This window comes from Aeromicrobium jepli (genome assembly GCF_047246605.1).
GTDB lineage: Bacteria > Actinomycetota > Actinomycetes > Propionibacteriales > Nocardioidaceae > Aeromicrobium.
This window is the reverse complement of record NZ_JBFOKO010000001.1, coordinates 457,538-470,233: the sequence shown is the minus strand read 5'-3', so window position 1 is coordinate 470,233 and position 12,696 is coordinate 457,538. Positions and strand designations below refer to the sequence as shown.

Annotated in this window: 19 protein-coding genes; 2 read left to right on the top strand and 17 right to left on the bottom strand. The window is 70.6% G+C overall.

What is annotated here, in order from left to right:
- Nucleotides 1–33 precede the first annotated feature (33 nt).
- The 9 genes from rpsD to AB3M81_RS02280 all read right to left on the bottom strand — a co-directional run bounded on the left by rpsD (nucleotide 34) and on the right by AB3M81_RS02280 (nucleotide 5,861).
- The gene (rpsD, locus tag AB3M81_RS02320; protein ID WP_412902288.1) at nucleotides 34–642 is read right to left on the bottom strand and encodes a 30S ribosomal protein S4; all 609 of its coding nucleotides are present in this window, start codon (nucleotides 640–642) and stop codon (nucleotides 34–36) included.
- A gap of 31 nt (nucleotides 643–673) precedes the next feature.
- A complete protein-coding gene (gene rpsK / locus AB3M81_RS02315) occupies nucleotides 674–1,072 on the bottom strand; it encodes a 30S ribosomal protein S11 (protein ID WP_078699099.1) in 399 nt (132 codons plus the stop codon).
- Between the two features lie 8 nt (nucleotides 1,073–1,080).
- A complete protein-coding gene (gene rpsM, locus AB3M81_RS02310; protein ID WP_179422782.1) occupies nucleotides 1,081–1,449 on the bottom strand; it encodes a 30S ribosomal protein S13 in 369 nt (122 codons plus the stop codon).
- A 167-nt stretch (nucleotides 1,450–1,616) separates the two neighbouring features.
- Entirely contained in the window at nucleotides 1,617–1,730 is a 114-nt protein-coding gene (gene rpmJ, locus AB3M81_RS02305; protein WP_008361054.1) for a 50S ribosomal protein L36, read from the bottom strand.
- Between the two features lie 52 nt (nucleotides 1,731–1,782).
- A complete protein-coding gene (infA, locus tag AB3M81_RS02300; protein WP_007078610.1) occupies nucleotides 1,783–2,004 on the bottom strand; it encodes a translation initiation factor IF-1 in 222 nt (73 codons plus the stop codon).
- Nucleotides 2,005–2,150: 146 nt separating this feature from the next.
- Nucleotides 2,151–2,519, bottom strand: coding sequence for a DUF1330 domain-containing protein (locus AB3M81_RS02295; RefSeq protein ID WP_412902287.1), 369 nt, complete (start codon nucleotides 2,517–2,519; stop codon nucleotides 2,151–2,153).
- Nucleotides 2,520–2,539: 20 nt separating this feature from the next.
- The gene (locus tag AB3M81_RS02290) at nucleotides 2,540–3,847 is read right to left on the bottom strand and encodes a M20/M25/M40 family metallo-hydrolase (RefSeq protein WP_412902286.1); all 1,308 of its coding nucleotides are present in this window, start codon (nucleotides 3,845–3,847) and stop codon (nucleotides 2,540–2,542) included.
- The gene (locus tag AB3M81_RS02285) at nucleotides 3,844–5,280 is read right to left on the bottom strand and encodes an MFS transporter (protein WP_412902285.1); all 1,437 of its coding nucleotides are present in this window, start codon (nucleotides 5,278–5,280) and stop codon (nucleotides 3,844–3,846) included. The genes AB3M81_RS02290 and AB3M81_RS02285 overlap by 4 nt, the downstream gene beginning before the upstream one ends.
- A gap of 122 nt (nucleotides 5,281–5,402) precedes the next feature.
- Nucleotides 5,403–5,861, bottom strand: a complete 459-nt coding sequence (locus tag AB3M81_RS02280) for an Lrp/AsnC family transcriptional regulator (protein WP_412902284.1) — start codon at nucleotides 5,859–5,861, stop codon at nucleotides 5,403–5,405.
- Nucleotides 5,862–5,986: 125 nt separating this feature from the next.
- On the opposite strand from AB3M81_RS02280, the gene ddaH reads away from it, so the two are divergent.
- Complete coding sequence (gene ddaH, locus AB3M81_RS02275) at nucleotides 5,987–6,844, top strand: dimethylargininase (RefSeq protein ID WP_412902283.1); 858 nt, start codon at nucleotides 5,987–5,989, stop codon at nucleotides 6,842–6,844.
- A 2-nt stretch (nucleotides 6,845–6,846) separates the two neighbouring features.
- Here ddaH and AB3M81_RS02270 read toward each other — a convergent pair whose 3' ends face one another.
- Nucleotides 6,847–7,380, bottom strand: coding sequence for a TIGR03086 family metal-binding protein (locus AB3M81_RS02270; protein ID WP_412902282.1), 534 nt, complete (start codon nucleotides 7,378–7,380; stop codon nucleotides 6,847–6,849).
- Nucleotides 7,381–7,430: 50 nt separating this feature from the next.
- Between AB3M81_RS02270 and AB3M81_RS02265 the strand changes: the two genes are divergently transcribed.
- Nucleotides 7,431–8,243 carry a helix-turn-helix domain-containing protein gene (locus tag AB3M81_RS02265; RefSeq protein ID WP_412902281.1) on the top strand — a complete coding sequence of 271 codons (813 nt, stop codon included), beginning with the start codon at nucleotides 7,431–7,433 and terminating at the stop codon, nucleotides 8,241–8,243.
- Between the two features lie 4 nt (nucleotides 8,244–8,247).
- Here the strand turns inward: AB3M81_RS02265 and map are convergent, their stop codons facing one another.
- The 7 genes from map to rplR all read right to left on the bottom strand — a co-directional run bounded on the left by map (nucleotide 8,248) and on the right by rplR (nucleotide 12,693).
- Complete coding sequence (gene map, locus AB3M81_RS02260; RefSeq protein ID WP_412902280.1) at nucleotides 8,248–9,063, bottom strand: type I methionyl aminopeptidase; 816 nt, start codon at nucleotides 9,061–9,063, stop codon at nucleotides 8,248–8,250.
- A gap of 3 nt (nucleotides 9,064–9,066) precedes the next feature.
- Nucleotides 9,067–9,633 (bottom strand): adenylate kinase, encoded by a 567-nt coding sequence (locus tag AB3M81_RS02255; protein WP_412902279.1) that lies wholly within the window; start codon nucleotides 9,631–9,633, stop codon nucleotides 9,067–9,069.
- Entirely contained in the window at nucleotides 9,630–10,934 is a 1,305-nt protein-coding gene (gene secY, locus AB3M81_RS02250; RefSeq protein WP_412902278.1) for a preprotein translocase subunit SecY, read from the bottom strand. Before secY ends, AB3M81_RS02255 begins: the two co-directional genes overlap by 4 nt.
- Before the next feature lie 122 nt (nucleotides 10,935–11,056).
- Nucleotides 11,057–11,497: a 50S ribosomal protein L15 gene (gene rplO / locus AB3M81_RS02245; protein WP_412902277.1), complete on the bottom strand. Its 441-nt coding sequence runs from the start codon at nucleotides 11,495–11,497 to the stop codon at nucleotides 11,057–11,059.
- 2 nt (nucleotides 11,498–11,499) lie between these two features.
- Nucleotides 11,500–11,682: a 50S ribosomal protein L30 gene (rpmD, locus tag AB3M81_RS02240; RefSeq protein WP_412902276.1), complete on the bottom strand. Its 183-nt coding sequence runs from the start codon at nucleotides 11,680–11,682 to the stop codon at nucleotides 11,500–11,502.
- Nucleotides 11,682–12,278 carry a 30S ribosomal protein S5 gene (gene rpsE, locus AB3M81_RS02235; RefSeq protein WP_412902275.1) on the bottom strand — a complete coding sequence of 199 codons (597 nt, stop codon included), beginning with the start codon at nucleotides 12,276–12,278 and terminating at the stop codon, nucleotides 11,682–11,684. Before rpsE ends, rpmD begins: the two co-directional genes overlap by 1 nt.
- A gap of 31 nt (nucleotides 12,279–12,309) precedes the next feature.
- The gene (gene rplR / locus AB3M81_RS02230) at nucleotides 12,310–12,693 is read right to left on the bottom strand and encodes a 50S ribosomal protein L18 (protein ID WP_179422755.1); all 384 of its coding nucleotides are present in this window, start codon (nucleotides 12,691–12,693) and stop codon (nucleotides 12,310–12,312) included.
- Nucleotides 12,694–12,696: the final 3 nt, after the last annotated feature.

Sequence of the window (12,696 nt, the reverse complement as noted above, 5' to 3'; positions counted from 1 at the left end):
AGGGACCGGGTCGGTGGATGAAGTGGGGGTGGATCAGATCTTCGAGTAGAACTCGACGATCAGCTGCTCCTGGATCGGAACGGTGATCTGCTCGCGGACCGGGTTCTGGTGAACCAGGATGCGGCCACGCTCGGGCGACACGTCGAGCCAGCCGGGCACGGTGTCGGAGTCGTGGGTCTCGCGCGCAACGATGAACGGCGTCATCTCCAGGCTCTTGGGGCGCACGTCGATGATGTCGTGCTTGCTGACCTGGAAGGACGGGATGTTCGTCTTCACGCCGTTGACCAGGAAGTGACCGTGGGTCACCAGCTGGCGGGCGTGACGGCGCGTGCGGGCCAGGCCGGCGCGGTAGACGACGTTGTCGAGGCGGCTCTCGAGCAGGCTCAGCAGGTTGTCACCGGTCTTGCCGGGGCGGCGCGACGCGATCTCGTAGTACTTGCGGAACTGCTTCTCGAGCACGCCGTAGGTGAACCGCGCCTTCTGCTTCTCCTGCAGCTGGGTGCGGTACTCCGACTCCTTGACGCGGGTGCGGCCGTGCTGGCCGGGCGCGTACGGACGGCGCTCGAAGGCCTTGTCCCCACCGACGAGGTCGACGCCGTAGCGGCGCGACTTCTTGGTGAGAGGTCCGGTGTAACGGGCCATGGGTGATTACTCCTTGAAGAAAGTCGACGCGTCAGAGACGACGGTGCTTGGGCGGACGGCAGCCGTTGTGCGGGCTGGGGGTCACGTCGGAGATGGTGCCGACCTCGAGGCCGACGCCACTGAGCGACCGGATCGCCGTCTCGCGGCCCGAGCCCGGGCCCTTCACGAAGACGTCGACCTTCTTCATGCCGTGGTCCATCGCCTGACGACCCGCAGCCTCGGCGGCCATGCCGGCGGCGTACGGCGTCGACTTGCGCGAGCCCTTGAAGCCGACGGTTCCGCCGGAGGCCCACGCGATCACCGCACCGCTGGGGTCGGTGATCGTCACGTGCGTGTTGTTGAACGTGCTCTTGATGTGGGCCTCGCCCTGAACGACGTTCTTCTTCTCCTTGCGGCGCACCTTCTTGGCGCCGGAGTTCTTGGGGGGCATCGGCTACCTCACTTCTTCTTTCCGGCGACAGTGCGCTTGGGACCCTTGCGGGTGCGCGCGTTGGTCTTGGTGCGCTGGCCGCGGACGGGCAGGTGCGCACGGTGACGGCGGCCCTGGTACGAGCCGATCTCCATCTTGCGGCGGATGTCCGCGGTGACCTCGCGGCGCAGGTCACCCTCGACCTGGTAGTTCGCCTCGATGTGGTCACGCAGCGCGACGAGCTGGTCGTCGTTCAGCTCGTGGACGCGGGTGTTGGGGTCGATGCCGGTGGCGGCGAGGGCCTCGACCGCACGCGTGCGGCCGATCCCGAAGATGTACGTGAGTCCGATCACCACGCGCTTTTCGCGCGGCAGATCCACTCCGACGAGGCGTGCCATGTGCTGGCAGTTCCTTTCGGTTCAGCAGAGGTGTCGTCACCTGGGGCATCCCGATCGCCTCGATCGAGCTCCGGCCTCTGCGCCGGAGGTGACACCCGGTCGCGTCGTGGACGCGGCGGATGAGCCGTCAGATGTTCAGGGGTGCTGCGTAGAAGAAGAGTTCTGGTTCAGCCCTGGCGCTGCTTGTGGCGCGGGTTCTCGCAGATCACCATGACGCGGCCGTGGCGACGGATCACCTTGCACTTGTCACAGATCTTCTTCACGCTCGGGTTGACCTTCATCGAGATTCTCTCTCTTCGGTACGAACTGAACGTGTGATCTTCAGTTGTGGACTTACTTGTATCGGTAGACGATGCGACCGCGGCTGAGGTCGTACGGCGACAGCTCCACCACGACCCGGTCCTCGGGGAGGATCCGGATGTAGTGCTGGCGCATCTTGCCGCTGATGTGCGCCAGGACCTTGTGGCCGTTGGCCAACTCGACCCGGAACATCGCGTTGGGCAGGGCCTCGACGACCGCACCCTCCATCTCGATGACGCCTTCTTTTTTCGCCATACACCTCAACTTCTTCGTATCGTCTGGCCGACCTCGCACGTGCGTGTCCCCACCCCGGAACGGGGCTGCCGGAGGGCATGGGGAAACGGCCCGACAAGGCCGACACACAAGTCTACGCCGATACGGGCCCCGGACTCAAATCGGTGCTAGTGGGCGCCCCAGGGGATGCTGGGCTGGAGCACCGCCTCGTCGAGTCCCGCGGTCCGCAGCCCCGTGATCTGCTGGTACTCCGGGTCGGCAACCATCTCGCTGAACGCGCGGCGCGACGGGTAGCGAACGACGAGCAGCGCGTCCCACGTCCAGCCGTCGGGCGCCACGAGCGGCGTCGCGAGGTCGCCGACGTGCAGCACCTCTCCCCCGACCTTCTCCAGGAACGGGACGATGCGCTCGGCGTACTCGCGGTACGACGCCTCGCCGCCCTCGCTGTACTGCAGCAGGTTGAGCATGACGACGGGACCGCCGGGGTCCTCGGACAGGTAGCGCTTGAGATCGGCGCCGGTGGGATCGACTGGCATGGAGCCGACCCTACGGCGTCTCAGCCCAGTCCGGTGATGAGCGCGCGGTGGAAGGCGCTCCCCCGCTCCAGCGTGTCGACCGCGACCTTCTCGTTCGGGGCGTGGATCGAGTCGCGCTGGGCGCGCGTCATGTGCAGCGGGGCGAAGCGGTAGACCGAGTCGCAGATCCGGGTGAAGTGCCGCGAGTCCGTGCCGCCCGTCTGGACGTACGGCACGACGTGGATGTCCGGGTCCAGCACGGCCACGGCGTCCTTGAGCGCCTGCCACGCGTCGTTGTCGGTGCGCGAGACCGGCGGCGGGTTCTCGCCGTCGGCGCGCTCGATCTCGACGTCGAGGCCGCGCAGCAGCCGCTCGAGCCGGGCGACCAGCCGGTCCTTCGTGTCTCCCACGGCGAGCCGGACGTTCACGTTGGCGCGCGCCTCGGTCGCGAGGACGTTGCGGGCCGGACTGCCGCTCAGCTGCGTGACCGCCATCGTGGTGCGCACCATCGCACCCGTCTCCTTGCCCAGCCGCGCGAGCAGCTCGGCGACGGGGCGGTTGGCGCGGCGCGCGCGCTGCAGGACGGCGCCGACGGGGCGGGGCACGAGATCGCCGAGCGCGTCGAGCATCTGCAGCACGGGGTCCGACAGGTGCGGGGTCGCCGGGTTCTGCTCGATGCGCACGATCGCGCGGGCGAGCCGTGCCGTCGCGCCGTTCCTCGCCGGCGTCGAGGCGTGCCCTCCCCCGCCGCGCGCGACCAGGCCGACGTCCACCGTGCCCTTCTCGACGATCGCGACCATCGCGGTGAGGGCCGAGACGCCGGGCAGTCCGTCGTCCACGATCGCGCCACCCTCGTCCGAGACCAGCCACGGGCGCACGCCGCGCGCCTGGAGGTGGTCGACGACCTCGGCGGCGCCGTGGCCGAAGACCTCCTCGTCGGCGCCGAACGACAGGTAGACGTCGCGGGCCGGCGTGAAGCCCTCGGCCAGCAGCGTCTCGACGGCCTCGGCGATGCACACCAGGGGGCCCTTGTCGTCGAGCGCGCCGCGGCCGTGCACGAAGCCGTCCTCGATCGCGCCGTCGAAGGGGTCGCGGTCCCACTGCTCGGCCGGCGCCGGGACGACGTCGTAGTGCGCCATGAGCACGAGCGGTCGCTCGGCGACCCGTCCGGACCAGCGGAACAGCAGGCTGCCGCCCTCGAACTCGGTCAGCTCGAGCTCGGCGTGCAGGCGCGGGTAGAGCCGGGCGAACGTCGCGCGGAACGCCACGAACTCGGCCTCGTCACGCTCGTCGGCGGCCGAGACGGTGCGGCACGAGATCAGCTCGGCGAGGCGGGCGGCGGCGGTCATCGGGACATCTCCTCGAGTCCGGCGGGATCGGCGAAGGCCAGGCGCGGCACGAACGTCAGCCCGACGGCGGCGACGAGCGCGGTGGCGGAGCACACGATCCACACGGTGTAGTAGCCCGACAGCGAGGCCGCCGTCGAGTGGGCGGCGCCCGCGGCCAGCGCGACGCCGAAGACGCACGAGGCGAACGAGCCGCCGATCGTCTTGGTGGTGTTGGTCAGGCCGGTCGCGACGGCCGTGCGGCCCTCGGGCGCCGCCGCGGCGGCCGCGGCGGGCAGGGCGGCGACGAGGGCACCCGAGCCGAGGCCGGCGACGACCATGCACCCGATCATCTGGGCGACCGAGTCGTGCAGTGCGACGAGCGAGCCGTAGCCGAGCGCGACCATGCCGGCCGCGCCGATGAGGCAGTTGCGCGGGCTGAGCCGCTGGCTCACCCGGGCGAACAGCAGGGCGCCGACGAGCATCGACAGCACGTAGCCGCCGATGATCGGCGCGACGGACGAGGCGTCCAGGCCGAGGCCGTAGCCGTGCTCGGCGGGGTCGGTCTGGGCGAACGTCGACAGCGGGATCTGCGCGCCGAGCACGCTCACGCCGAAGAGCAGGGCGGTGAACTGGACGGGCCACATCGCGGGCTGGCGCATGACCCGCAGGTCGATGATCGGATCGGCGGTGCGCAGCTCGTGGCGGCAGAACGGCACCAGCACGGCGGCGCCGAGGACGATCGCGAGCCAGGGCCACGCCGACCCGACGCCCAGCACGCGCACGAGCGAGAGGCCGCCGGTCACGAGCAGCAGGCTCGAGCTGATCCACAGCAGCCCCAGCCCGTCGAGGCTGCCCCGCTGCGGCTCGTGGACGTCCGGGACGAAGCCCTTGATCACCACGACGACGCCGACCGTCAGCACGGCCGGGACCGCGAGGACCATCCAGATCGACCCGAACGCCGCCGAGGCGACGCCCGCGGAGAGCGCGCCCGCGATCGCGCCGGCCTGCAGGGCGGCGACGATGACGCCGGTCGCCTTGCGCGTCGCGGCGGCACGCAGCGGCAGGCCCGCGCTGCGGCGGTAGATCAGGGCGACCTCGAGCGGCAGCCAGACCGTGAAGATGCCCTGCAGCGCCCAGAACACGAGGTACGACGTGAAGCTCGTCGACAGCGCGATGCCCCACGTGGCCACGGCGGTCAGCACGGCGGACCACAGCAGCACGCGCTGGTGGCCGACCAGGTCGCCGAGCTTCGACAGCGGCGGGACGCACAGCGCCGAGAGCAGCAGCTGCGCCGCCTCGAACCAGTTCACGTCGGCGTCGTGGATGTCCAGGTGGCGTGCGATGTCGGTGGCCAGCGGCGTGTAGTAGCCCTGCAGGAAGCCGCTGACGAACTCGACGAACACGAGCGCGCCGACGAGTCCTGCACCGACCGAGGCCGCTCGGGTTCGTCCCATGCGTCACAGGCTAGACCCGCGGCTGGGGGCGCCCGTCCCCCTTCACACTTTTGGAACCTGTTCCACCGTTCGACCCGCAGGAAGCGTGGATCCCGTTCCGAAAGTCGCCCCCGCGGACGGCCTCAGCGGGTCACGACGGCGCGACGGCCCTCGATGAGGCGCGACAGGACGATCGAGGTCTCGGTCTGCGACACGCTCGCGGCGCCGACGCGGATCTGCTCGAGGGCCTGCTCGAGGTCGCGGACGTCCTCGGCGACGAGGTGCAGCATGGCGTCGGCCGCACCCGAGACGGTGGCCGCGGCGTGGACCTGCGGCACCTTGAGGAAGGCCTCGCGCAGCACCTCGGGCGAGATCGTGCCCTGGCAGTGCACCTCGACATAGGCCTCCGTGGTCCAGCCGCGGTGCTGCGGGTCGACCACGACCGTGAAGCCGCTGATGACGCCGCGCTCGACGAGTCGGTCGACCCGGCGCTTGACTGCCGGCGCGGACAGGCCCACGCGCTCGCCCAGGGCGGAGAAGCTGGCGCGGGCGTCCTCGGTGAGGGCGTCGAGCAGGGCGCGGTCGATGTCGTCGAGGTTCATGCGCGCAACATACCAACCCATCGCTCGCGACATGCGCAAGATTCCGCAGGCAAGACGCAGCGTTCTCGTCTGGTTCCGACGGTCCACTCCTCCCTAGGCTCAAACCACGTCCCCCGAGGAGGCCCATGTCCGACACCCTGCCCGCGCCGGCCCGGTCCGTCACCCGCCGCGCGCGTCCGCGCCACTACGCGATGTGTCCCGCGAGCGAGTTCGACGTGGTCTACGCGATCAACCCGTGGATGGACCCGTCGGCGGCGGTCGACCGCGACCGTGCACAGGCGCAGTGGTGGACGCTCGTGGACACGTACCGCTCGCTCGGGCACCGCGTCGACGTGATGGCCCCCGTCCCGGGCCTGCCGGACATGGTCTTCGCCGCGAACGGCGCCGTGTCGGCCGGTGACCGCACGTACGGCGCGGCGTTCGCGCACCCGCAGCGCCAGCCGGAGGCCCACGCGCACGTCGACTTCCTGCGCTCGCTGGGCCGCGACGTCACGCGTCCGCGCCACACCAACGAGGGCGAGGGCGACTTCCTCGTCCTGGCCGACCGCATCCTCGCCGGGACGGGCTTTCGCACCTCCACCGACGCGCACGACGAGGCGGCCGCCGTGCTCGGCCGGCCCGTCGTGACCCTCGAGCTGGTCGATCCGCGGTTCTACCACCTCGACGTCGCGATCGGCGTGCTGGACGACGGCCACGGGGACGCCCCCGCCGACATCGTCTGGTTCCCCGGCGCGTTCAGCGAGTCCAGCCGTGCGGTGCTGCGCGCCCTGTTCCCCGGGTCGTGGGAGTGCTCGGCCTCCGACGCCCTGGCGTTCGGGCTGAACCTGGTCAGCGACGGGCTGAACGTCGTGCTCCCCCACCGGGCGACCGGGCTCGCCGAGGGCCTGACGGCCCGCGGCTACCGGCCCGTCCCCGTGGACCTCGACGAGTTCGTCAAGGGCGGCGGCAGCGTCAAGTGCTGCACCGCCGAGCTGCACGCCTGAGCTCAGGCGGCGGGCGCGCGGCGGCCCATGCGCGCCAGCAGCCGCGTCTGCCGGTCCGCGTCCTCGGGCACCTCGACGGGCCGCCGGAAGACGCCCTCGTCGTACGCGTGGTCCCCGTAGCCCTCGAAGGCGCGCTCCATCGCCTCGATGTCGGCCTCGCTGAAGGTGGTCGGGCGGCCGTTGGAGACGCCGAGGTCCCACCCGTGCACGACCAGGTCGAAGCCGTAGAAGGCGTCGAGCGTGTCACCGATCGTGGTCGGACCGAAGAAGCCGTCGAAGGCGCGCGAGGTCACGGCCGGGTCCGACGCGACGGGACGGACGGCCTCGAGGTGCGCGGCCCACGCCCGTGCCGGCGGCCCGTCCGGCCGGGGCCCGAGGTCGATCCCGTGGCGCGCGAGGAAGTCGCGCTGCGTGTCGATGACGTGGTCGACCACGTCGGCCGCGGTCCAGTCCTCGCACGGCGAGGGCGCGGACCAGTCCGTGGTGGCGGCGACGGTGTCACTGAAGCGGGCGGCGGCATCGAGGTACAGGCTCATGGCGCCAGTCTCGCCACGCGCTGCCGCGCGCTCTTGAAAGAATCCGACACATGAGCGGCGCGCGACCCATCGACCCGACCGAGCGCGCGCACCTGCTCGACCCGAGCGGCTACACCCCGCGCATCCACCGTTACGCGCCCTCCCCCGCGCTCGCGCCGGTCGTGCGACGCTTCTGGATGCCCGTCTGGTCGCTGCCGGCCGGTCGCACCTCGGTGCAGCGGGTCCTGCAGTACCCCGTGTGCCTGATCGTCGTCGCCCGGGACTACGCGCAGCTCGTCGGCCCCAGCACCGGCCTGTCCACGACCGAGCTGAGCGGCTCGGGGTGGGCGGTCGGCACGATGCTCCAGCCCGCGGCGGGAGTCGTCCTCGCGGGCGGACCGGTCGACCGGCTCACCGACCGCGCGGAGCCGTTCGCCGAGGCCGCCGTGGTGGAGGCCGTCCGCGAGGCGATCGGCGACGCGCCGGACGACCCCGCCCGTCGCGGCGCCGCTGTGAGCGCCATGGAGGACTTCCTCGCCGGCCTGCTCCCGGTCGACGACGAGGGCCTGCTGGTCAACGAGATCGTCGAGTACGTCGAGACCCGTCCGGACGTGCAGCGCGTCGGCCAGGTGTGCGACCGCTTCGCGCTGACCGAGCGGACGCTGCAGCGGCTGACGTCGCGCCGGATCGGGCTGCCGCCGAAGTGGCTCATCCAGCGGCGCCGGCTGCACGAGGCCGCCGAGCGGCTGCGCGACGCCCCACGGCCGGACCTCGCCCGGGTGGCGGTGGAGCTGGGCTACGCCGACCAGGCGCACTTCGGGCGCGACTTCCGCGCCGTCACGGGGCTGACGCCCGGGCAGTTCGCGGCCGAGCCGCGCGGCTGACGCGTCAGGCGGGCTCGGCGCAGGGCACGCCCAGCTCGGCGAGCCGCGCGGCACCGCCGTCGAGCGCGGTGAGCACCCACACGCCCTCGGTGGTGACGGTGATCGTGTGCTCGTGGTGCGCGGCCCACGTGCCGTCGGTGGTGACGGCGGTCCACTCGTCCTCGAGGATCGCGGCACGCGACGTGCCCAGCGTGATCATCGGCTCGATGGCGACGGCCATGCCCTCGACGATCTTGGGGCCCTTGCCGCGCTTGCCGCGGTTGGGGACGTCCGGCGCCATGTGCATCTCGGAGCCGATGCCGTGACCGGTGAAGCCGTCCGTGATCCCGTAGCGGCCCTGGCTGCGGACGTACGCCTCGATCGCGTGCGAGATGTCGCCGATCCGGCCGCCGAGGCGCGCCGCGGCGATGCCGCGCCACATCGACTCCTCGGTGACCCGGTTGAGCTCGGCGACCTCGGGCGCGACCTCGCCCACCGGGACGCTGATCGCCGCGTCGCCGTGCCAGCCGTCGACGACGGCGCCGAAGTCGATCGAGATCAGGTCGCCCTCGGCCAGCACGCGGCCGCCCGGGATGCCGTGCACGATCTCCTCGTTGACCGAGGCGCAGATGACGCCGGTGAAGCCGTGGTAGCCCAAGAAGTTCGACGTCGCGCCCTCGGCGGCGAGCCGCTCGCGGGCCAGCGCGTCGAGGTCGGCCGTCGACACTCCGGGCGCCACCGCGGCGCGCAGCACCTCGAGGGTGCGGCCCACCACGAGGCCCGCGCGACGCATCGTCGCGAGCTGCTCGGGGGTCTTCAGCTCGATGGACTCACCGAACATGGCTCAGGCGGACGGCAGGGCGGCGGCGATGCGCTGGCCGACCTCGTCCGGCGTGCCCATGCCGTCGACCTCGACCAGCAGGCCCCGGTCGCGGTAGACCGCGAGCAGGGGCTCGGTCTCGGCGCGGTAGACCTCCTGGCGGTGCCGGATGACGTCCTCCGTGTCGTCCGAGCGGCCGCTGACCTTGGCGCGCTCGAGCAGGCGCTTGACCAGCTCCTCCTCCACGACCGTCAGCGCGACGACGCCGTCGAGCGGCGTGCCGAGCTTCTCGAGGATCTCGTCGAGCTTGGCGACCTGGTCGAGGGTGCGCGGGTAGCCGTCGAGCAGGAACGCGTCGCGGGCGTCGTCCTGGGACAGCCGGTCGGCGACCATCGCGTTGGTGACCTCGTCGGGCACGTACTCGCCGGCGTCCATGTAGCGCTTCGCCGTCTTGCCCAGCTCGGTCTCCTGCGCGACGTTCGCGCGGAAAATGTCACCGGTCGAGATGTGCGCGCCCTTGATGCGCTCGGCGAGCGCGACGGCCTGCGTGCCCTTGCCCGCACCGGGCGGGCCCATGATGAGCAGTCTCACTTGAGGAACCCTTCGTAGTTGCGCTGCTGCAACTGGCTTTCGATCTGCTTCACGGTGTCGAGGCCGACACCGACGATGATCAAGATGGTGGTGCCGCCGAACGGGAAGTTCTGGTTGGCGCCGACCAGGGCGATGGCGAGCATCGGGATCAGCGAGATCAGGCCCAGGTACAGCGCGCCCGGCGCGGTGATGCGCGACAGGACGTACGACAGGTAGTCCTGGGTCGGCTTGCCCGCGCGGATGCCCGGGATGAAGCCGCCGTACTTCTTCATGTTGTCGGCGACCTCCTCGGGGTTGAAGGTGATCGACACGTAGAAGTAGGTGAAGAACACGATCAGCGCGAAGAAGGTGATCATGTAGTACGGGTGGTCGCCCTGGACGAAGTGGTCCTGGATCCAGCTGGCGGCGCCCGAGCCGGGGTTGAAGTTGACCCACAGCACCGGCAGGTACATCAGGCTCGAGGCGAAGATGACCGGGATGATGCCGGCTTGGTTGACCTTGAGCGGGATGTAGGTCGACGAGCCGCCGAACATGCGGCGCCCGACCATGCGCTTGGCGTACTGCACCGGGATGCGGCGCTGCGCCTGCTCGATGAAGATGACCAGCGCCACGACCGCGAGGCCGACGACGACGACGATCGAGAAGACCGTCCAGCCCTGCTCCTGGCGGATGTTCCACATCGCGCCGGGGAACGTGGCGACGACCTGCGTGAAGATCAGGATGGACATGCCGTTACCGACGCCGCGGTCCGTGATGAGCTCGCCGAGCCACATGATGACCGTGGTGCCCGCGACCATCGTCAGCACGATGAGCAGGTAGGAGGCCAGGCTGTCCGGCTTGTACAGCAGCGGCAGGTTGCAGGCGCCCTGGAAGAGGTCGCCGCTGCGGGCCAGCGCGACGATGCCGGCGGCCTGCAGGATGGCCAGGCCCACGGTGAGGTAGCGCGTGTACTGCGTGATCTTGGCCTGACCGGCCTGGCCCTCCTTCTTGAGGGCCTCCAGCCGCGGGATCACGACGACGAGCAGCTGCAGGATGATGCTCGCCGTGATGTACGGCATGATGCCGAGCGCGAAGACCGTCAGCTGCAGCAGCGCGCCGCCGGAGAAGACGTTGATGAGCGCGAACAGGCCGGCGTTGTCGCCGCCCGCGGCCGCCGTGACGCACTCGCGCACGTTCGCGACGTTGACGCCCGGAGCGGGCACCATCGAGCCGAGCCGGAAGAGCACGACGATCCCCAGGACGAAGAGGATCTTGCGACGCAGTTCAGGTGTCCTGAACGCGTTCACGAAGACTTTGAGCACGGACTTCCTCCAGCTTCACGGCATGGTGCCGTCTGACTTTAACAGTGAGCGAAAACGGGCGGGTCCCCCGTACTGGGAGAACCCGCCCGTCAGGTGGTTCGCTGTGCGATCGGCCTACCGCGTCAGGACGCGGAGACCGAACCGCCGGCGGCCTCGATCTTGGACTTGGCCGACGCGGACACCTTGTCGACGGTCACCTGGACCGCCACGTCGATGTCGCCGCCGCCGAGAACCTTGACCGGCTGGCCCTTGCGGACCGCGCCCTTCTCGACGAGAGCGGCGACGTCGACCGTGCCGCCCTCGGCGAAGAGCTCGCCGATCCGGCCCACGTTGACGACCTGGTACTCGACCCGGAACGGGTTCGTGAAGCCCTTGAGCTTCGGCAGGCGCATGTGGAGCGGGATCTGGCCGCCCTCGAAGCCGGCCGACACCTGGTAGCGGGCCTTGGTGCCCTTGGTGCCGCGACCGGCGGTCTTGCCCTTGGAGCCCTCACCGCGACCCACGCGGGTCTTGGCGGTCTTGGCGCCGGGGGCCGGACGCAGGTGGTGCAACTTGATCGCCATGATCAGTCGACCTCCTTCACGGTGACGAGGTGCGGGATGGTGTTGACCATGCCGCGGATTTCGGGACGGTCCTCGACGACCTTGACGTCGCCGATGCGCTTGAGGCCGAGCGAGCGCAGCGTGTTGCGCTGGTTCTGCTCGCGACCGATCGCCGAACGGACCTGGGTGACTTCGAGCTTCGCCATCAGACCGTCACCTCCGCCGGAGCGTCGGCCTTGGCCTGGCCGGCCTTGAGCAGCGCGGCCGGGGCCACGTCCTCGACGGCCAAGCCACGACGGTCGGCGACGGCCTGCGGGGACTCGAGCGAACGCAGCGCCTCGACCGTCGCGTGGACGATGTTGATCGCGTTCGAGGAGCCGAGCGACTTGCTCAGGACGTCGTGGATGCCGGCGGCCTCGAGCACGGCGCGGACCGGGCCACCGGCGATGACGCCGGTACCGGGGGACGCCGGGCGAAGGAAGACGACGCCGGCCGCCTTCTCACCCTGCACGGGGTGCGGGATGGTGCCCTGGATGCGCGGGACGCGGAAGAAGCTCTTCTTCGCCTCCTCGACGCCCTTGGCGATGGCCGTGGGAACTTCCTTGGCCTTGCCGTAGCCGATTCCGACCTGGCCGTCGCCGTCACCGACGATCACCAGCGCCGTGAAGCTGAAGCGCCGGCCGCCCTTGACGACCTTGGCCACACGGTTGATCGTGACGACCTTCTCGATGTAGTTGGACTTGTCGGCGTTGCGGTCGCCGCGGCCTCCGCGACGGTCGCCGCCCTGTCGGCGCGTGCTCATGCGGCACTCCCCTTGTTGGTCGTGATGGTCATCAGAACTCCAGTCCGCCCTCGCGGGCACCGTCGGCCAGGGCCGCGACGCGACCGGCGTACTTGTTGCCGGCGCGGTCGAAGACCACGGCGCCGATGCCGGCGGCCTTGGCGCGGTCGGCCAGCAGCTCGCCGACCTTCTTGGCCTTGGCCGTCTTGTCGCCGTCGAACGAGCGCAGGTCCGCCTCCATCGTGGAGGCCGACGCCAGCGTGTGTCCCTCGAGGTCGTTGACGACCTGCGCGACGATGTGCTTGCTGGAGCGGGTCACGACGAGGCGGGGACGCTCCGCCGAGCCCTGGATCTTCTTGCGGCCGCGGATCTGGCGACGCTGACGCGACGCGACGCGACCAGCGGTGTGCTTGGCGTGCTTGATCGAGATTGCCATGGC

Bases quoted from the DNA above. Each gene is read 5' to 3' on its own strand.
- AB3M81_RS02265 (WP_412902281.1), top strand. From the start codon at position 7,431: ATGAGCGGCGCGCGACCCATCGACCCGACCGAGCGCGCGCACCTGCTC.
- map (WP_412902280.1), bottom strand. From the start codon at position 9,063: ATGTTCGGTGAGTCCATCGAGCTGAAGACCCCCGAGCAGCTCGCGACG.
- rpmJ (WP_008361054.1), bottom strand. From the start codon at position 1,730: ATGAAGGTCAACCCGAGCGTGAAGAAGATCTGTGACAAGTGCAAGGTG.
- rpsK (WP_078699099.1), bottom strand. From the start codon at position 1,072: ATGCCCCCCAAGAACTCCGGCGCCAAGAAGGTGCGCCGCAAGGAGAAG.
- rplR (WP_179422755.1), bottom strand. From the start codon at position 12,693: ATGGCAATCTCGATCAAGCACGCCAAGCACACCGCTGGTCGCGTCGCG.
- AB3M81_RS02280 (WP_412902284.1), bottom strand. From the start codon at position 5,861: ATGAACCTCGACGACATCGACCGCGCCCTGCTCGACGCCCTCACCGAG.
- AB3M81_RS02295 (WP_412902287.1), bottom strand. From the start codon at position 2,519: ATGCCAGTCGATCCCACCGGCGCCGATCTCAAGCGCTACCTGTCCGAG.
- rpsM (WP_179422782.1), bottom strand. From the start codon at position 1,449: ATGGCACGCCTCGTCGGAGTGGATCTGCCGCGCGAAAAGCGCGTGGTG.
- rpsD (WP_412902288.1), bottom strand. From the start codon at position 642: ATGGCCCGTTACACCGGACCTCTCACCAAGAAGTCGCGCCGCTACGGC.
- rpmD (WP_412902276.1), bottom strand. From the start codon at position 11,682: ATGGCGAAGCTCGAAGTCACCCAGGTCCGTTCGGCGATCGGTCGCGAG.
- rpsE (WP_412902275.1), bottom strand. From the start codon at position 12,278: ATGAGCACGCGCCGACAGGGCGGCGACCGTCGCGGAGGCCGCGGCGAC.
- AB3M81_RS02290 (WP_412902286.1), bottom strand. From the start codon at position 3,847: ATGACCGCCGCCGCCCGCCTCGCCGAGCTGATCTCGTGCCGCACCGTC.
- ddaH (WP_412902283.1), top strand. From the start codon at position 5,987: ATGTCCGACACCCTGCCCGCGCCGGCCCGGTCCGTCACCCGCCGCGCG.
- rplO (WP_412902277.1), bottom strand. From the start codon at position 11,497: ATGGCGATCAAGTTGCACCACCTGCGTCCGGCCCCCGGCGCCAAGACC.
- infA (WP_007078610.1), bottom strand. From the start codon at position 2,004: ATGGCGAAAAAAGAAGGCGTCATCGAGATGGAGGGTGCGGTCGTCGAG.
- AB3M81_RS02285 (WP_412902285.1), bottom strand. From the start codon at position 5,280: ATGGGACGAACCCGAGCGGCCTCGGTCGGTGCAGGACTCGTCGGCGCG.
- AB3M81_RS02270 (WP_412902282.1), bottom strand. From the start codon at position 7,380: ATGAGCCTGTACCTCGATGCCGCCGCCCGCTTCAGTGACACCGTCGCC.